This window comes from Paenibacillus gyeongsangnamensis (assembly GCF_027533625.1).
GTDB classification, from domain to species: domain Bacteria; phylum Bacillota; class Bacilli; order Paenibacillales; family NBRC-103111; genus Paenibacillus_G; species Paenibacillus_G gyeongsangnamensis.
In genome coordinates this window covers 13,129-34,378 of the sequence record NZ_JAQAGZ010000015.1, presented here as the reverse complement: position 1 = coordinate 34,378, position 21,250 = coordinate 13,129, and the positions used below count along the sequence as shown (strand labels likewise).

Here is a 21,250-nt window from a genome sequence, read left to right as displayed (position 1 = left end):
GAGTTTAACAACCGGGTACATTATCATATTAATGTCTGAGCTTGAGGTTGGGTATGCGGGAAACTTACGAACTATTTTAAAATATTCCAATTACTCAATTCTTCACCAGATCCGTCGGAGTATGTCCTGTTATCTTCTTAAATACTGTACTGAAATAGGGAATGTTCTTATAACCGACTTTCTCTGCAATCTCATACACCAGCCATTTTCCATCCAGAATCATTTCTTTTGCTTTTTCAATCCGAACCCTTGTCAAATACTGATTGAACGTTTCACCGGTAGCTTTCTTGAAAATATAGCACAAATAATTTTTCGAAATCGATACGATATCCGATAATTCCTCCAACGAGATATCTTCCGTATAATGCTCATGAATATATTCGATGATGGTATCCATCGCTTTTTGATGTTTAAGGTTATCTTTATATTTGCGGCTTTCCAGAATCACATCAATGATATGTAACAACCATAGCTCAAACTGAATCAACGATATAATATTGTCCAAATCATTTTGCAAAGTATGGTTTGGATAAATGTCATTCAATACAATACCTGCGTCAAATAAGGTATAAGCAAGAATGGTCCATATCTCTTTGGTATATTGCTGAAGAAGAGCTTGTGATGTAAAATTGATATCTTGCAAATGAACAATATGCCCTTTCACCAGCTCCTTTGCGTAGCATGCTTTGGAGTTTCGTATTGCTTGCGCAAAGTTATGGTAAAACTCCAGCTGCGTTTCACTCAATTCTGGATTAGCATCTTTGTGGTATACTTCATCCATTTTTTCTTTTTTAATTAATTCTTCTTCTAATCGGTGAATCAATTTCTCCATGACTTTGCGCAACATCTCGATGGACGTCGGTTTAGATAAATAATCATCCACATCCAAGCGTACGGCCTGTCTTGCGTATTCAAAATCGGAATATCCGCTCAGGATGACAATTTTACCTTGAAATCCCTCATCCCGTAATTTCTCGATCATATCCAGACCGTTCAAGACAGGCATATAAATATCCGTTATCACGATATCAGGACATGCGGTACGGATAAGCTCAAGCCCTTTGTGTCCATCCTGCTCTTCACCGACAAACTCCAAGTCCAGTTCTGCCCATGGGATAATTTTCTTCATTCCCCGGAGCACATACGGATCATCATCAATGATTGCCACTTTCCACATATTGTTCTCTCCAGTGATTTGAATTTTCAATCTTTGGCTGCAGAATGTAAACTCCCGTGCCTTTACCCGGTTCGCTTTCTATGTGGATTCCGTATTTATCACTATAATAGGCATCCATCCGTTCCTTCACATTTCGAATTCCGTACCCACCTGTCTTCCGTCGTTTTGGGCTTTGCCACTCTTCCTTCATCCCTTTACCATTATCGGTAATCGTAAATAAAATGCCCTCTGTTGTTTCTACGGCACGGATATGGATAGTACCATGCTGCACACCATGCAGGCCGTGCATAACTGCGTTCTCCACAAAAGGCTGCAGCGTCAATTTTAAAATATAACAATTCAAAATCGCATCCGGCACATCGACAACGTAATCGAATTTGTTTCCCAGACGAATCTTCTGAAGCTCCATATAACAGCGTATATGCTTCAGCTCTTCTACGATTTCAATTAAATATTCGCCATTGGAGAGACCAATCCGAAACATACGCCCCATTAATTCCACTACCTTGCTAATTTCAAAATGGCCTATATCAATCGCCATCCAGTTTATTTGATCAAGCGTGTTATACAAAAAGTGGGGATTTATCATAGCTTGTAAAGCCTTTATTTCAGATTCTTTCTGTCTTATGTAGCGATTCTCTAAGGATCGAAACAATTCTTCGTTGCTATCGAGCATGTTTTTGTAAACAATAAATATGGTTCCAAATTCATTATGGTAATCTCCCGGCAATTTGGCTTTCTGGCTGCTTTGCGGGAAGTTTTTATTGAAACGATTCATTTCTCGCAGTAACATTCGGATAGGTTTCGTAAATTGATTGGACAACACCAGAGTTAAAATAATTGCAAACCCGATAGCGATCAGTCCAACAAATAGTAAAACGGTTGAAATTTCTGTACTGCCTTTCGTTATTTCCTTCCATGGAGTAATCTCCAATAAAACCCAATTCGAATTATATAGTCGGGTCCAAACAATCAGTACATCATTGATTCCCTTATTCTTATTTGTACCGAACATGATGTGGGCATTACCGGTTCTACTGTTATCAATGCGTTTAAGGATCGATTCTTGCATGTCAGGATCAATGGAATTTTCCCCGAGCGTGGAAATGATTCTGCCTTTGAAATCCATCATAACCCTGGTACTGGATGTATGATTACTATCGCTAATCTCGTCTTTCAATAAATTGTGAATAGCAGAAGACTTAATATGGAAAGCAAGCAGACCTTGATACCGGCCGGTGTAAGAGTACATTTTCCGCATAAAACTAACAACAGGTGTTGAACCGTCATTCGCATTCGTACGGCTCTCCGGAATCCATGTGAAATCCGTATCTTTAATTAGCGGATACCACACTTCCTCCTTCAATACGTCGGTGCTCTTAAAAATGACGGGAGTCCCGGATATTCTCATTGGCTGATGATTGATGTACAAATCAATGGATTCTATGATGCTGGTACTATACACGATGTTAGCCATATATTCTACAACTGTTTTCTGCTGCTGATAATTGGCGTAGCTATCCCCTTCTGAACCTAAAAAACGCTGTACATTCGTATTCCTGGATGCGGCCAATGAGATTTGTTCAATTGAATTCATCTGCGTAACGATTTGTTTGTTTAACTGATTTAATAGATTTTGCTGATAATACGACGTGTTTCTGACTAACTCCCGAGAGGAATACTTATAGCTAATCGCGATAACAACAATGATCAGAGTCACGATCAAACAAGCAAAGCTTCCGAACAACAAGCGATCGATTTTGTGTTTTTTGAAGGGGTTATAAATGACCTGCTCCTCCATTCCTCCCTATGTGCAATGCCCTATCCCTTGATTCCTGTTGTGGCAATTCCTTCTACAAAATGGCGCTGGAGCATGAAGAAAATGATTGTCGCGGGAAGAACAGATAATAAGGACATAGCAAGGAGCTGCCCCCAAGGCAAATTTCCTTGAGTATCGATAAACATCCTTAGTGCCAGAACTACCGTATACTTATTTACTGAGTTCAAATAAATTAATTGCCCAAAAAAATTGTCCCAATTCCAAATAAAACAATAAATCCCCACTGTAACCAATGCCGGTTTCGTCAACGGTATAATGATTTTCAGATAAATCCCGAATGAGGAGCTGCCGTCCATTTTCGCCGATTCATCCAGCTCCCTTGGAATACCTCGAATAAATTGAATGAGCAGGAATACAAAGAACGCATCTGCTGCCAGCAAATGGGGTAAAATTAGCGGCCAATAAGTATTGATCCATCCCAGCCCGTTAAACAATACATATTGTGGAACGAGAGTAACTTGACCTGGGAGCATCAAGGTGATCAGCAGAATGGAGAACCAAAATTTACGCAGTGGAAAATCAAGCCGCGCAAACCCGAAAGCCGTCAAACTGCAGGAAACGATGGTTGTTACAAGAATGGCAAGCATCAATTGAAACGAATTCAAATAAAAATGGGTAAATGTATACCGCGGAATGGCCACCCACCCTTTAGTATAATTGCTCCATAACCAGTTTTGAGGGAATAAACCGGGGGAAAGCAGCTCTTGGTTTGACTTGAGCGAAGCACCAATCCACCAAAATAGAGGATAGAGCATCAATAGACCGAACACTAGCATTAATAGATGAGTTAAGGGTGTCTTCAAGCGGACGGCTGCCCTTGCTATCATTTTGCTCCCCCCGTTTCCGCCTCATAATGAACCCAGTATCTTGTACTGGCAAATATAAGCATGGTAAAAAGACCGATGATAACCAGCAAAATCCAGGCTAGTGCCGAAGCATAACCCATCTCGAATCTTCCAAATGCCCTTTGATACAAATACATGGCATACATGTAGGTTGAATTCATAGGCCCGCCCTTGGTAATTATGAATGCCTGTGTAAAGGTTTGAAACGAGCCGATGGTCTGCATAACCATATTAAAAAGTATAACCGGAGAAATCATCGGTAAAGTTATGCTTATAAATTGTCTAGGTTTAGATGCGCCATCTATCGATGAAGCCTCGTATAATTCCTTCGAAATTTGTTTCAAGCCTGCCAGAAAAATGACCATGGATGAGCCGAATTGCCAGACATCAAGCAACCCGATTGTCGGAAGGGAAGTAGCGGGATTGGATAGCCAAGAGGTGCCGTGGATGCCAAACACAGCTAAAAGTTGATTGAAGAGTCCGTCGGAGCCGAATATATTTTTCCATAGGATTGAAACCGCCATGCTTGTTCCAATTAATGACGGAAAGTAGATCATTGTTCGGTATACAGATATTCCTTTGATATTCTTATTAAGAAGCATCGCGACGAACAAGGCGAAAATCATTTTCAAAGGCACCGTAAACAGAACAAAATATATGGTCACCTTAAGGGATTGCCTAAAGAGGTCGTCATTCATAATGATCGTTTTGTAGTTTTGTAACCCGATCCACTTGGGAGACGCTAATAAAGAATATTTAGTTAATGAAAAATAAATGGACTGAAAGAACGGCCATACCGTCAAAAAAGCGATGCCTATTAGCCAAAGGGAAATAAACAAATATCCCTCGATCGGAGATTCCCATCGTTTTAAAAATCGGGGTCGTTTCCTACCCTTGGAAGGCAATGCAATCAAAGGGGGATTTACTTTGTTCACGCAATCACCTCATTCTGCATGCATTACGCTTACAAGCCGGTTAGGATTTGCTTAACATAATTCAGCGATTCCAAGGCACTGCGATCCAGATTTTCCTCGCTGCCGCCGCCAACAAGCGGTGAGCACATTTCGTAGGATAGAGACCCTTGATAGCCCACTTCGTGTAATGCGGCAATAAATTCTTCGTAGTTTATGCTGCCTTTTCCAATTGGGATGGAGATCATTTCAATTCCGTTTTTATCAAATGTAACCGTTTCGGAAACATACTTATACTTCTCTCTGCGAATATAATCCGTGAGATGAGTATGAACGATCATTCCCTTATATTGAAGTACAGTTTCGCGCATCGGTTTAAAATGGTTGTCAATGAATGGTGCGTCAAGTACGACTTTTGCATTAGGTTCATTAACTTCAGCCATAAAATCGAGCAGGCTTTCAGGATCGCTGGCGATGCACGAATGATTCTGTACACCGATGGTTATTCCATACGGCGCCGCCATTTGTGCGCTTTCTTTAATCCCTTTTACACAAGAGTCCCACTGGCTTCGGTAGGGTATGCCTTCCTTAAAATATCCCGTATATGTTCGAACGACGGGGCTCCCCAAATCATAGGCAAGCTCAATGATATTCTTTATGTACAATAATTCTTTCTCCATGTAAGCCATATCTTTATGTTCGAAAAAAGCGGAAAAATCATGATAACTGGCAATACATGCCAGCCCTAATCCTTTTTCCTCGAGCAGATGTTTAATTTCTTTTCTTTTCTCTTTATTCATATCGAGGGGGGAACAATGCGGTCTTTTTGCAGCAAACTCCACACTTTCGAATCCCAGCTTAACCGCTTTTTCAATAAATTGTTTTAAAGTAAGTGCGGTCTGCCCGCCCCAAGTACCCGAATAGCTGACTGAATGTAAACATGTCTTCAATGAGATCCCCTCCTCTAATTATGGGTCACCGGATTACTGTGAAATCATAATTTGTCTTCTCTCTCTTGCAGCCAATCGAGTAGTTTCCACAACGCAAATGGATTTCAAACCTGCCTGACCGTCCGCGTCAAAGGCCTCCCCTCGCAGGAGGGAATCAACGAAATCTTGATGGACGTTCGCAATTGAGTCCCCCCCGTTAAGGGTGTGTTCAAATGTACAGTGCTTAACTTCATTCGGTTTACAACTGAAATTCTCTGACTGGTAGCCGTTCTTAAGTTGAATTATTAATTTCCCAACATCAAAATTGTAGCTTGCATATCCCTCGGTTCCATTGACTTCAAACAAATAAATAGGCAAACCCGGTCCTAAATAGGAACTATATGTTGTCTCTAATACAGCTGTTACGCCGTCCTTTAAACCATAAATTGCCGTGGTCACATCATCACCATTCATTGGTGCGTATAACGTATTGGAATACGCCTGTACCCACTGGATATCACTGTACAGCCACGCGAACAGATCGATAAGATGGATGCCAAGTAAATCCAAAGCTCCCGATGCATCATCCATACGCCACTGACCTGTACGTAAATTCATCCCGTTACCCGATATCATTTTGCCTCTAAAAGAAATGATGTTACCGAAGATGCCTTCCGCGATCATCCTTTTCATCATTCGAAATGCCGGGTCTCCTCGAAAACACATATACATGCCTAAACTGCAGGCGGACTGATCGGCCGCGGAAATCATCCTTTGAGCAGCCTCGATGGAAGTAGCCATCGGCTTCTGGCAAAGCACATGCTTGCCGGCCTGAAGGGATTGGACCGTTACCGGTTCATGGAATCGGTTAGGAACCGTGACATCCACCCAATCAACGGCTGTATCAGCTAATACATCCTCCAGCCGATCAGTCCAATTAGGAATGCCCCACTTCTCGGCAAAGCCTTTGGCAACCTGACCATTCGAATCGCACACCCATTTCAATTCAGACCCTCGCAGCTTCTTATGAACGGGTAAATGCAACCAGTCTGCAATTTTTCCCGCACCGACCAAAGCCGAGGTTAAAAGTTTCATAAGCTCACATCCTAATTAAAAATGATATTATCAATGATTAGGCTGCTCTACTGCTCACTAATAATGTTACAACCTTCACAGTCCGTTGTGTATTAGGGGAACTTCCGATTTCTTTCAATATCTTCTAATGGGTCTTCCTGATTCCTTATCCTTTCAATCCGCTAGTACTAATGCCTTCCACTATATATCTTTGGAAAAAGAAAAAAATGAGGACTACCGGCAATAGCGACAAGGTCGACATGGCGAACATCCCGCCCCAGTTGTTGAGCGAATCCGCGTCGAGGAACATTTTTAATGCAAGCGATACCGGATATAATACCGGCTTGTTTAGATACAGTAGCGGAGTAATGAAATCGTCCCATCGCCAATAAAACGAAAAGACGGTTGCGGTTACCAGTGCCGGAACAATCAGCGGCAAAATAATCCGAAAGAAAATCGAGTATTTGCTGCAGCCATCCATTTTGGCCGCCTCGTCCATTTCCGGCGGGATAGTCCGGATAAACTGCATAATCAAGAAGATGAAGAACGGAGTCCCAAAAAAATGGGGAATAATCGCCGGTTTAAACGAAGAAAGCCAGCCAAGCTTGGCAAACATGACGTATTGAGGAATGATCGTCACATCATTAGGAAGCATCATCGTCATCATCACGCAGCTGAACCAAAAAGCTTTTCCCTTAAACGGAATTCGGGCCATGCCGTAGGCCACAAGCGACGATGATCCAACCGCTCCAATGGTCGCAAAGATGACAATAATAAAGGAGTTTTTAAAAAAGGTGGAAAAGCTGTTCGTCCCGAATCCCTTCCAGCCGCTTATATAGTTGCCGAACACCAATCGGCTCGGAATTAAATTGTTGGCGGTGGAGAAGATTTCATTGCTCGGTTTCAAGGAGCTGGCCGCCATCCAAATAATCGGGTAAATCATCACCAGAGCCAGGAGGCCTATGATCAAGTGATAAAGAAATGCCTGGGGACGGAACCCGGATTTCGACACTCCGCTTCCGCTTCTTCCTATCGGCTTGGATCGGGCGCTGCTTAAAGACATGCTATCTCTCTCCTTTCGACTCATAGTGAACCCAATAGGAGGATGTCTTGAAGATGGCAAACGTAATGGCTGCAATAATAATCAACATAACCCAAGCCATCGAAGAGGCATAGCCCATCTCGAAGAAAGCGAATGCCCTGCGGTACAAATAAAGCGAATACAGCAGCGTCGAATCGAGCGGTCCGCCTTCGCCTCTCGTAATGACATAGGCGGGAGTAAAAGTCATGAAAGCGGAAATGATCTGCATAATCAAGTTAAATAAAACGATCGGGCTTAGCATTGGCAGCGTTATTTTATAGAACCTTTGCCACCCGTTCGCTCCATCGACACTTGCAGCTTCGTAGTAGGAATGGGGGATATTTTTCAAGCCCGCCAGAAAAATAAGCATGGACGAGCCAAACTGCCAGACAGAGAGCGCAATCAGCGTCCATAACGCGGTTGAAGGATTTCCTATCCAGGAAGTATTCGTATGAATACCGATCAGCCCGAGCATAGAGTTCAAGAGCCCCTTATCACCGAAGATCTGAATCCACATGATGGAAACGGCCACGCTTCCTCCAATCAGCGAGGGCAGATAATAAGTTGAGCGGTAGATACCGATGCCGCGGACCGTACGGTTCAGCAGCATCGCCACGGCCAGAGCAAATCCAAGACGAAGAGGAACGCTGGCAAACACGTAACTGAACGTAACCTTCAACGATTTCATTAATTGCTCATCGTCCATAAACATCCTGTTATAATTCCCTAAGCCAATCCACCTAGGCGATTCCATCAGATTGTACTCCGTAAACGAATAATAAAAAGAGGACAGGATGGGATACAGCGTGAATATCAGAAAACCGAGAACAAAAGGAGCAATGAACACATAGCCGACCACATTGTCATTTTCACGCAGTTTCATTATTATCAACCCCTGTGCAAGGTGAAGTATGAAAGGGCTCAGGAGCAGCGCCGAAACGCTGTCCTGAACCGATATCCATGCCTATTTATTTTTTGTTTTTAGCCAGGATGGCGGTAGAATCTTTGCGGAACTTGACTGCCGCATCGGCGGGAGAGATTTTATTGTATAGAATTTGCTGGCTCAAATCCGTGAGCACCTTATTCACCTCAACCGCTCCGACTGGATCGATAGGATTGTCCGAAGTCGTGCGCTGTCCGGCCCAGGCAACATAATCGACTACTTTCCGTTCTTCCGGTCGAAGCAACGGTTTGATCGCTTCCTGAACCTTGGTGGAAATCGGCACACCCCGTTCGCCCTTCATGATTTTATTGGCTTCAATGTCGTTTATCATGAAATTAACAAATTTCACGGCCTCCTCTTTATTCTTCGAGTTTTTGGTTACAGAGAGGCCTTGGCTCGATTGCAGGAAAAGGGCTTTATCGATATTCGGCCCTGGAGGAGGTGCGATCTCTAACGATCGCTTCGCTGCATCGGAATCCGCTACGAACAAATTGGACCAGGTGAAAGAAGTGGCCGCGTTGCCCATTACCATCTCGTCATCCTCAGGCGTACCTTTCTTCTGCCCTAACTTATCGAGAGAAAGCAGGTAGCCCGCATTATACATTTTCTGCAGGCGCGTATAGTAGTCGGTAAACAGCTTATCATCCTTATACCCTAGCCCTGAGCCTTCCGGCATAAAGAGATTTTGCCCATACGACCGCACATAAAAAGTCAAGAAATTTCTATCATCCAGCGAAGCCGCCATAAGCTTCCCCTTTGACTTTAATTTAGCTCCGATGGCCTCCAGATCATCCCATGTCCATGAATTCGTCGGCGGGGCGGCACCGGCATCCTTTATCATTTGGGGATCGTATACAACCGCCAATGCGTTGACTCCCAGTGTAATTTGATATTGTTTTCCATTATACTGGCCGATCTTCAAGTAGCTGTCCGAGATCGAGCTTTTATCCAGCGATCCTTTCGCCATATACGGAGCCAGATCCTCCAATTGGCCTCTATCGCCGAACTGGCTGATGTAAGCCACGCTCATTTGGATGACATCCGGCAGGTCGTTCGCCGCCGCTTGCGGCGTCAGCTTCTTCCAATAATCATCATATGCGGCGTATTCAGGCTCGATCTTGACGTTCGGGTACTGCTTTTCGTACAAGTCTATCATCTTTAGAGTATAATCGTGCCTTGATTGTCCGCCCCACCAGGCAACGCGCAGTTTAATGGGCGCGTTACTACTACCGGCACCGGATGGAGCCGTGCCGGAAGAAGATGAAGTATTTCCGCTGCTGCAGCCTATTACGGAAGTCAAGAGCACTGACATCGATAATATTAATGACGCCTTCTTCATTTTTTATCCCTCCGAAGATGGTTAGATTTCGCGTTGAAACGGTCTTTTTACCAAATCCTTGATAAGAATGGACTTCCCTTCTTTCATGGATTTGTTTGCCGCGAACCCGATGGCATTGGACATCGCCCCGTCCCAAGAGTCTGCCTGCTGATGAAGCGGGTCGGACATATGACCCCGGAAGAGCATCTTTAACAGTCTCTCATCTCCTCCGCCATGCGGTCCTCCGACCACAGGCACCTTAACGGTAATTTCTTCCTGATTACGGTTATAGATTCTCAAACGGTTGATTTCTTCACCGGCAAATGGTCCTACAGCACCGTGGAATGTTTCGGCTTCGATTCTGCCCTGGCTCCCGTTGACCGCCAATTTGAAGCCTTCGAAAGGAGAATGTGCCGTCAGCGAATAACTCATTAGGGCCCCGCCGGAAAATCGCACATTCAAGCTAACGGAATCTTCGATATCAATGTCTTCCGAGAATACGCATTGATCGCGGTAATATCCGTCTACACTTTCACATTCCAAATATAGCTCCCGGGTTGCATCATCCTTCGCAATGTCAAAATAAAATTCGCAGCTATTTTGATAACTGCATGTAAGACAGCGCACACCTCTTTGCTCCCTGGTTTGTCCGTAAAACCGCAGTGTCCCAAAGGCGGAAACCTCGACAGGCTCTTCTTCCAAAAGCCAGTTAATAAAGTCGAAATGATGCGTTGATTTGTGAATGAGCAGCCCGCCGGAATTTTCTTTTTTGCGGTGCCATCTTCTGAAGTAGTCCGCCCCGTGATTGGTGTCCAGGAACCATTCGAAATGGACGCTTAATATTTGCCCTATCGTCTTCTGCTGAACAATTTCCTTTATACGGGCGGCAAACGGTCTAAAACGCATGTTAAAGGTGACCGTAACATTCCTCCCTGTCCGCTGTTCAGCTTCCAGGATAGCGTTGCACTTGTCCTCGTCTATGGTCATCGGTTTTTCCGTAATGACGTCGCAGCCCATTTCCATTGCCTTAATAATGTACTCGTGATGGTATCGATCGATCGTTGTAACGATGACGACATCCGGTCTTGCCTCTTTGACCATTTGTTCAAAGCTATCATAAACCGGGAAGCCTCCACCGCATTTTTGCTGCAGCAATTGGGCTCGCTTATGATTAGGATCATAAACGCTAACAATGCTCGCAACGTCGGCAAATGATTTGGAGATGGGAAGTGCAAACATGGAAGTACATCTGCTGCCTGCTCCAACAATGGCATAAGTTTTCATTGTTCTCCTCATCCTTTCACGATTATTGTTTGGAGCGGATTTACCGCGGCTTGTCCTAGCGTTGGCCTCCCGTGATGCTGCTAATCAATGTCCGGTCGGCTTCCGAAGCGGATTGCTCGTCAAGGAATAACGTATAGTTGGGATGAGTTTTCAAGATTGTCGCCGGAACTTGATTGTTTACGTCATTTGCAAAAAAATCACGAATCGCCCGAGCTTTAACTTTATGGGGAACGCTGGATATAATGACTTCGCTTTGCATAATTTGGTGTACAGTCATCGTAATCGCCTGCTTGGGAACCTCGTCAAGCGAGTCAAACCAGCCTTCTCTCACCTGCTGTCTTTTGCAGCTTTCATCCAAATCGACGACAATATACGATTCTTTCGTGTCAAAATTAGCCGGCGGATCGTTAAAGGCAACATGCGCGTTTTCTCCGATTCCGATTAACGCAAGATCGATGGGCTCCTTTCGAATTTCCCTGGTCAAATCCGCTATATGCTCCTGCAGGCTTCCTTCTCCATTAACGAAGTGTGCCTTATGGATCGGAACCAGATCTACAAAGCGTTCTTTTAAATATTTGCGGAAGCTGGCAGGATGCCGACTGGAAAGACCAACATACTCGTCCAAGTGAAACATTTCCACCTTACTCCAATCCATGTCATCCAAAGTAATAAGCGCTTCTAATGTTTCAAACTGTGACGCACCTGTGGATAAAACCAAGCGAGCCTTTCCACTGTCCGATATTCGTTTCCTTAGCACTTGTGAAGCCAATGCAGCCGCTTCTCGTCCGAGCTCGTCCGCATTCTTTAGAATCCTTACCTTCATCTGGATCCTCTCCTTCGTTATTGGAATATATTAGAAATCGATTCCTATGAATGAGATGTTGTATCTTATGCGGTAACTGACCATTTATTCCAACTCGGCATGAAGGTTTTCTCTATTAAAATAGGCCCTCTTCGGAGAAATCCTTTAATGGAAAAAAATGGCCCTGCATCATCTGCAGGACCATTTCTCAAATGTTGCTATTGTAGAGGTGCTAGGCAGCCCCCTTCAGCCGATCAAAATCCGTCGTAGGTATCCTTCTTCGCCAAGTACACCTTATCCATATGCTCGGCATAATACTTTGTATAATAGTCGTCCACCTTTGAACCTCCGGCCTGCTCCCACATCGCCTCGGCATCCTTAAGAGCCTGATCCGTCGTATACTTCGTGCCGCTTACAATCGCTTTATTAAACAAATCCATATACTTCATGCCATTAGTGCTGATCAGTTGCATATCCTTCGGCAAAGCAGGCATGAATTGTACGTCCTTATAGTGCGGACGACTTTTTTGCAAATTGACCTCCGCCGATTTTTGATAAATGTCGGCCAGTTCCTTTTGAACCGGATCATTCAAATTCAAAGTGCTTACAAAGTCACCGCATTTCCCGAGCAATACCGAATTGCCGAACGGAGTCCAGTAGTCGTAGTTCCAGTCCAATTCCTTTTTGTTCTTCTGGGCATCGATAGGCTGCGGACAGCCATCCGAGCCCATTTTCCAATGCTCGCCCTCTATTCCGTATTTCAACGTCTTCTGTGTTTGTTCGGAAATGAGCCAGTCCACATATTGCAGGACAGCCCCCGAATTCTTAGCGTTCGCGTTAACCAAAGCTACGGATCCGACCGGTGTGTCAGGCTCGACGCTGAATTGTCCGTAAGGTCCCGCAGGCAGCGGGATCGGCGTAATGACGGCGTCCGGATTATTTTTCTTAAACGTCTGGAATAAGCCCAGGTTTGAGGTGAATTTGCCTACTCCGTATATCCCTAACTTTCCGTTCAACCAATCCTGCTTGGCTTTTTCTCCACCTTTGTCGGTCAACGGAAGAACTTGTTTGGCCGAATACAAATCGTTGCGGTAATTCGCGTCGTACGTCACGATCAAGTCGGGCGCGGACCCTGAAGCAAAAAGCGTATTGAATTTCGCCACTTCGTCGTTGCGCGGAATCGGTACGAATTGAACCTCCACAGGGGAGATACCGCCACCGTAATCTTCGGACGCGACTGGGAAGCATTCTGCGATGCAGCTCCGGTTTGCTTATTTGCTTCGGAACCGGAACAGCCGGATAACGCCGTCCCTGCCGTCAATACAAGCAAACTAAATGCAAGAGGCCATTTTTTTGTAAATCGCATATTTTTTTCTCCTTTTCACTTGAATGCTTTCATTAACCTTTAATCGAACCGATCAGCATACCTTTAACAAAATACTTCTGAAGTAACGGATACACAAGCAGCATGGGCGTTACCATAACTACTATGCCTGCCGCGCGGATCGATTCCGGCGTAATCTGCTGCAGCTGATTATCCATCGTTGCGCCTTGGCTGTTCATTTCTTGTAGCAATTGCTGGCTCTGAATCATATTTTGCACAAGAACGGACAAATTGAATTTCTGTGCGTCATTGATGTAAATGAGGACGTTGAAAAAAGAGTTCCAATGAGCCACGCCGTAAAATAAAGCCAGCGCCGCGAGTACCGGCAAGGATAACGGCAGGAAAATCCGGAAGATCAGCAGCCATTCATTACAGCCGTCGATGCGGGCGGCTTCGACCAATTCCTCGGGAATGCCTTCGAAAAAGGACCGAAGCACGAGCAAATTCCACGCGCTGACCAAACCGGGAAGCCACAGTGAGCCATACGAATCTAATAACCCCAGCGATTTGATCAGGATGAAGTTCGGAATGAGCCCTGCATTGAACATCATTGTAAATACGATCGCCAACGAGAAAAAGCGGCGGCCGATGAAGTATTTGCGTGAGAGCGGATAGGCTGCCATGATGGTAAAGAGCATGTTCAAGTATGTCCCGACCAACGTAATTTCTATGCTATTAAGAAAAGAACGGACGATGTTGGTGCCTTGAAGCAGCAGTTTATACGATTCGAACGTGACTTCGACGGGCCAAAGCAATACTTTCCCCGACATCACTGAGCCTGAGTCGCTGAGGGAAACGGAAATAACATGAACGATAGGCACCAAGCAGCTTAATCCGGCCAAAACCAAGATCATTGCGTTCAGACCGTAGAACCATTTATCCGATAAGGAATCTCTCATTTCCGTCACCTACCATATACTTTGCTCATAGCGTCTGGCAATGCGGTTGGCCGTGATGACAAACAATAATCCGAAGCACGACTCGAATAGCCCGTTGGCCGCCGCCACGCTAAATTGATTGCCTTTCAATCCCGACGAATAGTTCCATGTACTGATGACCTCAGCAATACCGGAGACCGCGGGATTTTGAAGTACATACACTTGATCGAAGCCGACATCCATAATGTGACCCATGCTAAGAATGAACACGAGCATGATGGTGGAGCGAATGCCCGGTAATGTGATATGCCATGCTTGCCGCCACTTTGACGCGCCGTCAATGCTGGCGGCTTCGTAGAGCTCGGGACTAATGCCCGTTAGAGCGGCCAAATAGATGATGGCGCCCCAACCTGCCGTCTTCCAGATGCCCGAGAGCAAATAAATGATCACCCAACTGACTTCGTTATACAAAAAGGGGAAAGGCTTGCCCGTCAGTTGCTCGACCAGATGGTTCAAGGTCCCCGTCTGCTGAGCAAACATGGTAATTAGGATTCCGCCTACGATGACCCAATTCAAGAAGTGGGGCAAATAGACAAGAGTTTGCATCGTCTTCTTGAACCATGCCTTGCGGATTTCATTCAGCATCATGGCAAGAAGGATCGGAAACGGAAACCCGACGAATAGATTCAACAAACTCAAAACGAATGTATTGCGAATGACTTTAAGCAACTGAGCATTGGTAAGAATTAGCCGGAAGTTATCCCAACCGACCCAAGGGCTCCCCCATATTCCATCGCGGAAGCTGTAATCTTTGAATGCGATAACAAGCCCGAGCATAGGCGCGTACCGGAAGATCAGAAAATAGGCTGCTACGGGTAGAAACAATATCATCAGCGGCACATTCATTCGTATAGCATTCCTGATCGCCTTCTTCTTATTCGCGCCAGCCGCCTCTGGGCGAGGCTTAGCCGACTCTTGTAATCGAGAGATACTTGTCCTGATGTCGCTCCCTCCCTTTCCAGTTATGACTTTTCATCCCTAAGCAGAAGCTTCGGGCAAATTCACTTTACTTGAAGACGTCTTGTTTACACAATATTCTTATTTCCTGACCGTTTACTATTTTCTCAGCACAAAAAAACTTGGTTCAGCCCCAAGCAAGCCAAGACCGGCGGGTCGTCACAAGTTTGATTGCGCTTCAATTTACTTTTTTCTCATACCTTGCATTTTTCTATGGAGCTTCTTCAGGCTCTACACCTTTCCGGTAAATCCCGGGAGTAACTCCCGTATATTTCTTGAATACCCGTAAGAACGATATAGCGTTGGAATAACCCACCTGTTGGGCTATGTCCTGAATCGGCAATTCGGTTTGAACAATCAGACAACGAGCATGCTCCATCCGCAGCTTGATCAGAAAATCGACGAACTTCTCGCCGATCTCTTCTTTAAAGACCCGGCTTACGGTTTTGGGATTCAGTCCGAAACGCTCGCTAATGTGATCTAAAGAGAGATTGGAATCGGCAAAGTTTTCTTCGATATAAGTCCGAATATCCGTTACCACTTTGACGTAAGGACGCTGCTCTCTAGAATGTACGATATCCTCTGACGTTTTCTTCAATTCGGATAGAAATGACTGATAACAAGAATCAATCGTTTCCAAACCGTCTATCGCTTGCTGCAATGCTTGTCCTGCGCCTCGATTCCAGATTTGAAGAACCTCCGCGGATAACTCGCTCATCTCCCGGTGCAGCTGGAAGACGAGAAACGTCAAGACGTGTATGATGTCTTCACGAGCAAATTGGCCCGCCTTCATCTCTTCAAAAATCTTTTCCAGTAAATGCGGCCATTCGGATTCGTTCAAACGATACGCTTGCGTAAATGCACGGACCGTCTTCAATAGCGGATACACGTCAAAATGGCGCCGCTCCTGTTGGTTCTCGGCATAGATTATGGTATTGGTTCCATATCCGGGCTTGAATCGCAGCGCTTCGGCCGCATCCGAGAAGGAACGGGATATCTCATCTGCCGAATCGGCAACAGGTCCGAGACCGAATGAAACAGTAAACGGCAGATGGTCCAAACGCCACTGCTGGGATTTACGGCATATCTCATCTACAATGAAGGACGAAATCTCTATGTCCATGAACAGCAGGCCCATACGGTGATTCGATATCCATTCGGACAAGACCTGCAATGCGGCATTCTCTCCCATTTCTTTAACAACGGAGGCGATGATGAACTTGTACAATTGTTGATCTCGCTGGGTGAAGGATCGTTGGAAATCGGAATAACGGTCGATTTCGAGCACGACCGGAATTACCGCCAGGGGGTTGGAACGAATTCCAAAACGGAGCGCCGCTTCCTTCCATTCGCTCTCGGAAAAACGGCGATTCCCTTCCAGAAGCTCTTGGAAAAACACTTGCTTCTGCAACGCAAGGTGTTGACCATGCTGCTTCTGAAATTTAGAGGTTTGCTCCTGCAAGTGGTCGAGGGTTTCCGCAATGATGCGAAATTCATCCAACCCTTTCCCCGAAAATGGTAAAGGGGGCGGTTGTTTACCGATTCGCTTCAATACATTTCGATCGGCTTGTAATGTCTTCTTGATACGTATATGACGGACAGAAGTCCGCATGCAAGCAATAAAGTTCCTAAAACCACCCAGACTTTCGAAACACCCGAGAGAAATTGGGTATATACCGAATTGCGATACCCGGTTCGAACCTCAAAACCGGAGTAAGTTGAAGTAACGGCAGAAATGCTGGGTAATTGGCTATCCGACATTTTCACGATATTCGCGAATTGCGCCGTTTTATCGTAAAATAGTAGTCCGTTTCTGTCAAACAAGTTCGTATAGAACGATTTCGAATTTACCATGCCATCAATCTCTTTTTGCACGAGCACCGGGTTGACATTCACAACAATCAGGCCCTGATCTTCAAAAAGCAATGGATATTTTCTTACAAGCGAAATGACCGGCTTCATCTGATCGTTCTCGCTCTTTACAAAGCGAATAGAGGTCCAGTTCCGATCGTAATCTTTCTTTAGCTGTTCTGTAATAAAAGCCCGATCGGCAAACGAATCGATTCCCATCATCGTACTGTTGCTCAGTACGCGATTGTCCCCCGTACGATACAAATAAACTTGATCGATCAGTTGGTTGGATAGTACGATGTTATTCAAAATAGCTGAGGCCTTTTGATTTACGAGCGGATCGTTCGGCATTTTGTAAAAATCGCGAATGGTCTCATTGCTGCGAAGTTCCTTCACGATCTGATCGCTAATGGAACGAAGCGTATTGTCCACGGATTGGCTGATTTGTTCAGCAATGATCTTGTTGGTCGAAACGGCCTGATGTTTAGCCTGCTCGCTGAGAACAAGAACAAACAGAAACACAAGCACGGAAAAAACGATGAGAAAAATCGGGATATAGGAAAGCAATAGACGGTTTAGCCATGTGTTCTTCATGCTGTCTCCTGTAAGAATCCAAAGGTTTGAACCTATATTATCACATAAGGTCAATCTCAAACAGTACCGTTATTTTTTAAAATCTACGGGAATCATTGCAAACCGAAATATGCCCCTGCGCGAGCGACTTCCACGAAATGATCGATTTAGTTGAAATCGTTTGTCCCGAACATCACACATTATCGAACACTTTAGAAACTAAACTAAATCCCAAACGAGGTAAACAATACATTAAATAGCTGAGCTTCGGGTGATGAAAACTGCCGCCACCATTATATTGGCCTATACCATACACTGCTGTTCTCCATATGATGAACAATGTATGGATAACAGTCTAATAAATTTACGGTTAAGGAGCTGTTATTGGTGAAGTCAAAAACGAAGCTGACCGGAAGGGTTATTTTCCGAGGAGATCCGGGTTATAAATTGGCACGTAAGAATTGGGATCCTCATACTAACAGATTCCCTAAAGTGTTTGTTTTTGCTCAAAGAACCCTAGATGTTGCGAACGCTATAAAATGGGCTCGCGAGAATCATGTCCCCATTCGGGCCAGAAGTGGAAGACATGCGCTGGAACCCAATCTTTCTCAGGTAAACGGAGGCATTGTAATCGATGTAAGTGATCTGAAGAAAATTAAGCTAAATAAAAAAAATGGAACCGTCATTGTTGGGACAGGGAATAGAGTGGGAAGAATCGTGAAGACACTTGCTGCGCAAGGGTTTATAGCAGGCTTTGGTGACAGCCCATCGGTTGGGATCGGCGGAATCACTCCCGGTGGGGGAATCGGGCCACTACAGCGGACGATCGGCCTTATCAGCGATAACCTGATCGGGCTTGAAATGGTTGATGCGAAAGGAAAAGTCATTGTTGCTAACAAAAAGCGAAACGCTGACCTCCTGTGGGCATCCCGCGGCGGCGGCGGCGGTAACTTTGGGATCTATACAAAATACAAATTTAAAGTACGTCGCGCTCCAGCGTTTGCAACCGTATTTAAGGTCATCTGGCCATGGGATCAATTCGAAAAGGTATTTAAGGCATGGCAACAATGGGCTCCTTCCGTCGATACCAGACTGGGCAGCGAATTAAATATTGGTCCGAAAAAAGGCGGCAATGTCACTATGATAGGGCTGTTCCTGGGTTCCAGAACGGAGGCCATTCGCCTATTAAAACCCGTTACGAGCGTAGGTACACCCACGACGAAAATAATCCGGTTGTTGCCTTACGCGAAAGTACCGGACTCCTTTTTATTAGCCCCTGATCCAGTGCTTACTCAAAGGTTCAGTAACCAGTTTTCTTCCGGTTTCGCGAGGCGCCAGCTCCCCGATAAGGCCATTAAAGTCATGCGCGAATTTTTAGAGAAGGCAGAGGGGAATACACCCGCCGGATTCTTCTTCCTCAACTGGGGCGGAGCCATAAGCCGGGTTTCGCCTAAAGCAACCGCGTTCTTCTGGCGTAAAGCGAAATTTTATGTAGAATTGAACAGCTCATGGGTCAAACCATCCAATGCAGCTAAAAATATCGCCTTAGTTCGCAATACACGCCGAAAGTTACAGCCCTTTATCGTGGGGTCCTATATAAACGTACCAGACCAAGGGATTAAAAATTCCGGGCCGGTTTACTATGGAACTAACTTTCCTAGATTACGGAGAGTTAAAGCTAAATATGATCCTGAAAATGTATTTCGCAATCCCCAAAGTATTCCTCCGGCTCGAAAAGCATAAGACAAAATTATTTCTCAGTTGAGAGATGATGGTTATCCCTTAAGTCTTGAGTTCATTTATGTGGTTAATGTGGATTTTCTTTCGTAATGCGGGGAAGGGCTGCCCAAGTGGTAGCCCTTCTGGTATTGAACTATAGTATCCGTAAGCTTATAAGATAATGGATGGTTCAAATTATTTTTTTAGTCAGAATGAGCCCATCATCACGATGGAGGAGCATCTTGAGGCTTTAAAGAAAATGCGGACTAAAGGATTGCACAAGAGTACGGGCAAGAAAGTCTGTTTGTCATGTAGCCGCTTGTGCCGATTGTGGGAAGGGCATTGTCTTCAGAAAGGATCGGGGCAAGGACGGAGCGTATGTCTGTGGCGGTTACGTCAAGCATACCCGTAGGTTCTGTTCAAACATTTGATCAATAAAACAGATCTCCTAGGGTCAGTCAAGACCGATATTATCTGAACGGGCACTAAAAATGGTGATCGAAAAACTTATCCATAAAGTCGAGGTATTCGAGAGCGGTAAGATCAAGATTCATTATAACATCTCCCGCCCCCTGTCGGCAGGAGCATAGAACAAGAAGGGGAATAGGCTACCCCTTCCATTTTAGTAACACTGTACACTCCACATGTGTTGAATAAGCAGAGTCAACATATAAAAAATGTGAAAGGCGGCTGATTGTATGGTATCTCAGGCATCGCCTTCCCTTAAGCAGTAAATCAGACCTTGAAGTTGTAAATAATCTTAACTTCCCCGTTCTCCTTCACTCTCCATCCAAAGGCGATGTCCTCCTTGTTTCTATCCGTCCGACGAAGCTTCTGAAATCACGTCTTTATCTGGCTTTAGTCGACAGCGATATTTTCGCAACACTCAAGTCATTATATCGGAGTAGATCAAATTAAGATCTAGATAAAATATTGTAAAAAACAGAATATTGCCATGAAAAACCGAATCTATCCCTATTGTTTGGTAGTGTAAGCGCTTTTATAATTAATAGGGACTATATCGGGCAAGGAGGTGAACCAACCGGGATTTTTTCGGCAGAGTCAGTCACAAGGGCCAGTTGAAAGATCCAATATAATCAATATAATCTTGTTGTCGGTTACCACACCACAATTCCCAAGAAAAAGGAGATGTCCCACTCTCATGGTATCCTTCTACTTGCCTATCGTAAAGTTCATTTTGGCACTTAAGCTGGAACTCTCTAATCCGCAGATCGGCGGGACTTGTCCATAAGAAACCGCACTTTAGCCTCGTTGATGCGGCGCTGGAACAAATATTTGAAGATGGTGATGCCGGTCACTTCCTTGAAAATCCCGGTCAAATAATATTTGCTCATGCGGATGCTCCCCCTCAGCCAAATTTTTCCGAATTTACGAGTTCGTGCCTGGCAATAACTCCGCTAATTAAAGCCGAGCTCCTTCGCCCGTTTTCGAAAACGTTCCACTTGACTCTCATATAGCGGATCCGAAATATGATTGACAGTTTCCTCAGGGTTCCGCTGCAGGTCAAACAGCACCTCGGGACGGTCCGGGCCGTAGTACTGATATTTCAAGCGGTCTCGCATAATCAACAGATCGTTCCGTTAAATTGGGACACGATTTCGTT

The 21,250-nt window shown here is 44.9% G+C and carries 19 protein-coding genes; 1 reads left to right on the top strand and 18 read right to left on the bottom strand.

From position 1 onward, the window contains the following. Positions 1 to 94 precede the first annotated feature (94 nt). From O9H85_RS21845 to O9H85_RS21770, 16 genes are all read right to left on the bottom strand, one after another. Positions 95 to 1,177, bottom strand: a complete 1,083-nt coding sequence (locus O9H85_RS21845; protein ID WP_269883543.1) for a response regulator transcription factor — start codon at positions 1,175 to 1,177, stop codon at positions 95 to 97. Further along, positions 1,155 to 2,978 carry a cache domain-containing sensor histidine kinase gene (locus tag O9H85_RS21840; protein ID WP_269883542.1) on the bottom strand — a complete coding sequence of 608 codons (1,824 nt, stop codon included), beginning with the start codon at positions 2,976 to 2,978 and terminating at the stop codon, positions 1,155 to 1,157. The genes O9H85_RS21845 and O9H85_RS21840 overlap by 23 nt, the downstream gene beginning before the upstream one ends. Positions 2,979 to 2,998: 20 nt before the next feature. Continuing rightward, complete coding sequence (locus O9H85_RS21835; protein ID WP_269883541.1) at positions 2,999 to 3,844, bottom strand: carbohydrate ABC transporter permease; 846 nt, start codon at positions 3,842 to 3,844, stop codon at positions 2,999 to 3,001. Then, complete coding sequence (locus O9H85_RS21830) at positions 3,841 to 4,797, bottom strand: carbohydrate ABC transporter permease (protein ID WP_269883540.1); 957 nt, start codon at positions 4,795 to 4,797, stop codon at positions 3,841 to 3,843. The genes O9H85_RS21835 and O9H85_RS21830 overlap by 4 nt, the downstream gene beginning before the upstream one ends. A gap of 29 nt (positions 4,798 to 4,826) precedes the next feature. Beyond that, the gene (locus O9H85_RS21825; RefSeq protein WP_269883539.1) at positions 4,827 to 5,723 is read right to left on the bottom strand and encodes a sugar phosphate isomerase/epimerase family protein; all 897 of its coding nucleotides are present in this window, start codon (positions 5,721 to 5,723) and stop codon (positions 4,827 to 4,829) included. Positions 5,724 to 5,756: 33 nt separating this feature from the next. Continuing rightward, the gene (locus O9H85_RS21820) at positions 5,757 to 6,797 is read right to left on the bottom strand and encodes a Gfo/Idh/MocA family protein (RefSeq protein WP_269883538.1); all 1,041 of its coding nucleotides are present in this window, start codon (positions 6,795 to 6,797) and stop codon (positions 5,757 to 5,759) included. 145 nt (positions 6,798 to 6,942) lie between these two features. Next, positions 6,943 to 7,719: a carbohydrate ABC transporter permease gene (locus O9H85_RS21815; RefSeq protein ID WP_409348181.1), complete on the bottom strand. Its 777-nt coding sequence runs from the start codon at positions 7,717 to 7,719 to the stop codon at positions 6,943 to 6,945. A gap of 121 nt (positions 7,720 to 7,840) precedes the next feature. Continuing rightward, positions 7,841 to 8,740, bottom strand: a complete 900-nt coding sequence (locus O9H85_RS21810) for a carbohydrate ABC transporter permease (protein WP_269883536.1) — start codon at positions 8,738 to 8,740, stop codon at positions 7,841 to 7,843. Positions 8,741 to 8,825: 85 nt separating this feature from the next. Continuing rightward, entirely contained in the window at positions 8,826 to 10,139 is a 1,314-nt protein-coding gene (locus O9H85_RS21805; protein ID WP_269883535.1) for an ABC transporter substrate-binding protein, read from the bottom strand. Positions 10,140 to 10,160: 21 nt separating this feature from the next. Further along, positions 10,161 to 11,402: a Gfo/Idh/MocA family protein gene (locus tag O9H85_RS21800; protein WP_269883534.1), complete on the bottom strand. Its 1,242-nt coding sequence runs from the start codon at positions 11,400 to 11,402 to the stop codon at positions 10,161 to 10,163. A 55-nt stretch (positions 11,403 to 11,457) separates the two neighbouring features. Continuing rightward, a complete protein-coding gene (locus tag O9H85_RS21795; protein WP_269883533.1) occupies positions 11,458 to 12,225 on the bottom strand; it encodes a glucosamine-6-phosphate deaminase in 768 nt (255 codons plus the stop codon). Positions 12,226 to 12,458: 233 nt separating this feature from the next. Continuing rightward, positions 12,459 to 13,406, bottom strand: coding sequence for an extracellular solute-binding protein (locus O9H85_RS21790; RefSeq protein WP_269883532.1), 948 nt, complete (start codon positions 13,404 to 13,406; stop codon positions 12,459 to 12,461). A 196-nt stretch (positions 13,407 to 13,602) separates the two neighbouring features. After that, the gene (locus O9H85_RS21785) at positions 13,603 to 14,487 is read right to left on the bottom strand and encodes a carbohydrate ABC transporter permease (RefSeq protein WP_269883531.1); all 885 of its coding nucleotides are present in this window, start codon (positions 14,485 to 14,487) and stop codon (positions 13,603 to 13,605) included. Between the two features lie 9 nt (positions 14,488 to 14,496). Continuing rightward, positions 14,497 to 15,372, bottom strand: a complete 876-nt coding sequence (locus tag O9H85_RS21780; protein ID WP_269883530.1) for an ABC transporter permease — start codon at positions 15,370 to 15,372, stop codon at positions 14,497 to 14,499. A gap of 322 nt (positions 15,373 to 15,694) precedes the next feature. Further along, positions 15,695 to 16,984: a helix-turn-helix domain-containing protein gene (locus tag O9H85_RS21775; RefSeq protein WP_269883529.1), complete on the bottom strand. Its 1,290-nt coding sequence runs from the start codon at positions 16,982 to 16,984 to the stop codon at positions 15,695 to 15,697. A 47-nt stretch (positions 16,985 to 17,031) separates the two neighbouring features. Further along, positions 17,032 to 17,928 carry a cache domain-containing protein gene (locus tag O9H85_RS21770; RefSeq protein WP_269883528.1) on the bottom strand — a complete coding sequence of 299 codons (897 nt, stop codon included), beginning with the start codon at positions 17,926 to 17,928 and terminating at the stop codon, positions 17,032 to 17,034. A gap of 366 nt (positions 17,929 to 18,294) precedes the next feature. Between O9H85_RS21770 and O9H85_RS21765 the strand changes: the two genes are divergently transcribed. Further along, entirely contained in the window at positions 18,295 to 19,650 is a 1,356-nt protein-coding gene (locus O9H85_RS21765; RefSeq protein ID WP_269883527.1) for an FAD-binding oxidoreductase, read from the top strand. A 1,196-nt stretch (positions 19,651 to 20,846) separates the two neighbouring features. On the opposite strand, the gene O9H85_RS21760 is transcribed toward O9H85_RS21765, so the two are convergent. Then, positions 20,847 to 20,981: a hypothetical protein gene (locus tag O9H85_RS21760; protein ID WP_269883526.1), complete on the bottom strand. Its 135-nt coding sequence runs from the start codon at positions 20,979 to 20,981 to the stop codon at positions 20,847 to 20,849. Between the two features lie 63 nt (positions 20,982 to 21,044). Further along, positions 21,045 to 21,209, bottom strand: a complete 165-nt coding sequence (locus O9H85_RS21755; RefSeq protein WP_269883525.1) for a hypothetical protein — start codon at positions 21,207 to 21,209, stop codon at positions 21,045 to 21,047. Positions 21,210 to 21,250: the final 41 nt, after the last annotated feature.

Coding starts and splice junctions, on each gene's coding strand:
- O9H85_RS21785 (WP_269883531.1), bottom strand. CDS start 14,487: ATGAGAGATTCCTTATCGGATAAATGGTTCTACGGTCTGAACGCAATG.
- O9H85_RS21795 (WP_269883533.1), bottom strand. CDS start 12,225: ATGAAGGTAAGGATTCTAAAGAATGCGGACGAGCTCGGACGAGAAGCG.
- O9H85_RS21755 (WP_269883525.1), bottom strand. CDS start 21,209: ATGCGAGACCGCTTGAAATATCAGTACTACGGCCCGGACCGTCCCGAG.
- O9H85_RS21780 (WP_269883530.1), bottom strand. CDS start 15,372: ATGAATGTGCCGCTGATGATATTGTTTCTACCCGTAGCAGCCTATTTT.
- O9H85_RS21820 (WP_269883538.1), bottom strand. CDS start 6,797: ATGAAACTTTTAACCTCGGCTTTGGTCGGTGCGGGAAAAATTGCAGAC.
- O9H85_RS21815 (WP_409348181.1), bottom strand. CDS start 7,719: ATGATTTACCCGATTATTTGGATGGCGGCCAGCTCCTTGAAACCGAGC.
- O9H85_RS21835 (WP_269883541.1), bottom strand. CDS start 3,844: ATGATAGCAAGGGCAGCCGTCCGCTTGAAGACACCCTTAACTCATCTA.
- O9H85_RS21800 (WP_269883534.1), bottom strand. CDS start 11,402: ATGAAAACTTATGCCATTGTTGGAGCAGGCAGCAGATGTACTTCCATG.
- O9H85_RS21805 (WP_269883535.1), bottom strand. CDS start 10,139: ATGAAGAAGGCGTCATTAATATTATCGATGTCAGTGCTCTTGACTTCC.
- O9H85_RS21840 (WP_269883542.1), bottom strand. CDS start 2,978: ATGGAGGAGCAGGTCATTTATAACCCCTTCAAAAAACACAAAATCGAT.
- O9H85_RS21810 (WP_269883536.1), bottom strand. CDS start 8,740: ATGAAACTGCGTGAAAATGACAATGTGGTCGGCTATGTGTTCATTGCT.
- O9H85_RS21845 (WP_269883543.1), bottom strand. CDS start 1,177: ATGTGGAAAGTGGCAATCATTGATGATGATCCGTATGTGCTCCGGGGA.
- O9H85_RS21760 (WP_269883526.1), bottom strand. CDS start 20,981: ATGAGCAAATATTATTTGACCGGGATTTTCAAGGAAGTGACCGGCATC.
- O9H85_RS21770 (WP_269883528.1), bottom strand. CDS start 17,928: ATGAAGAACACATGGCTAAACCGTCTATTGCTTTCCTATATCCCGATT.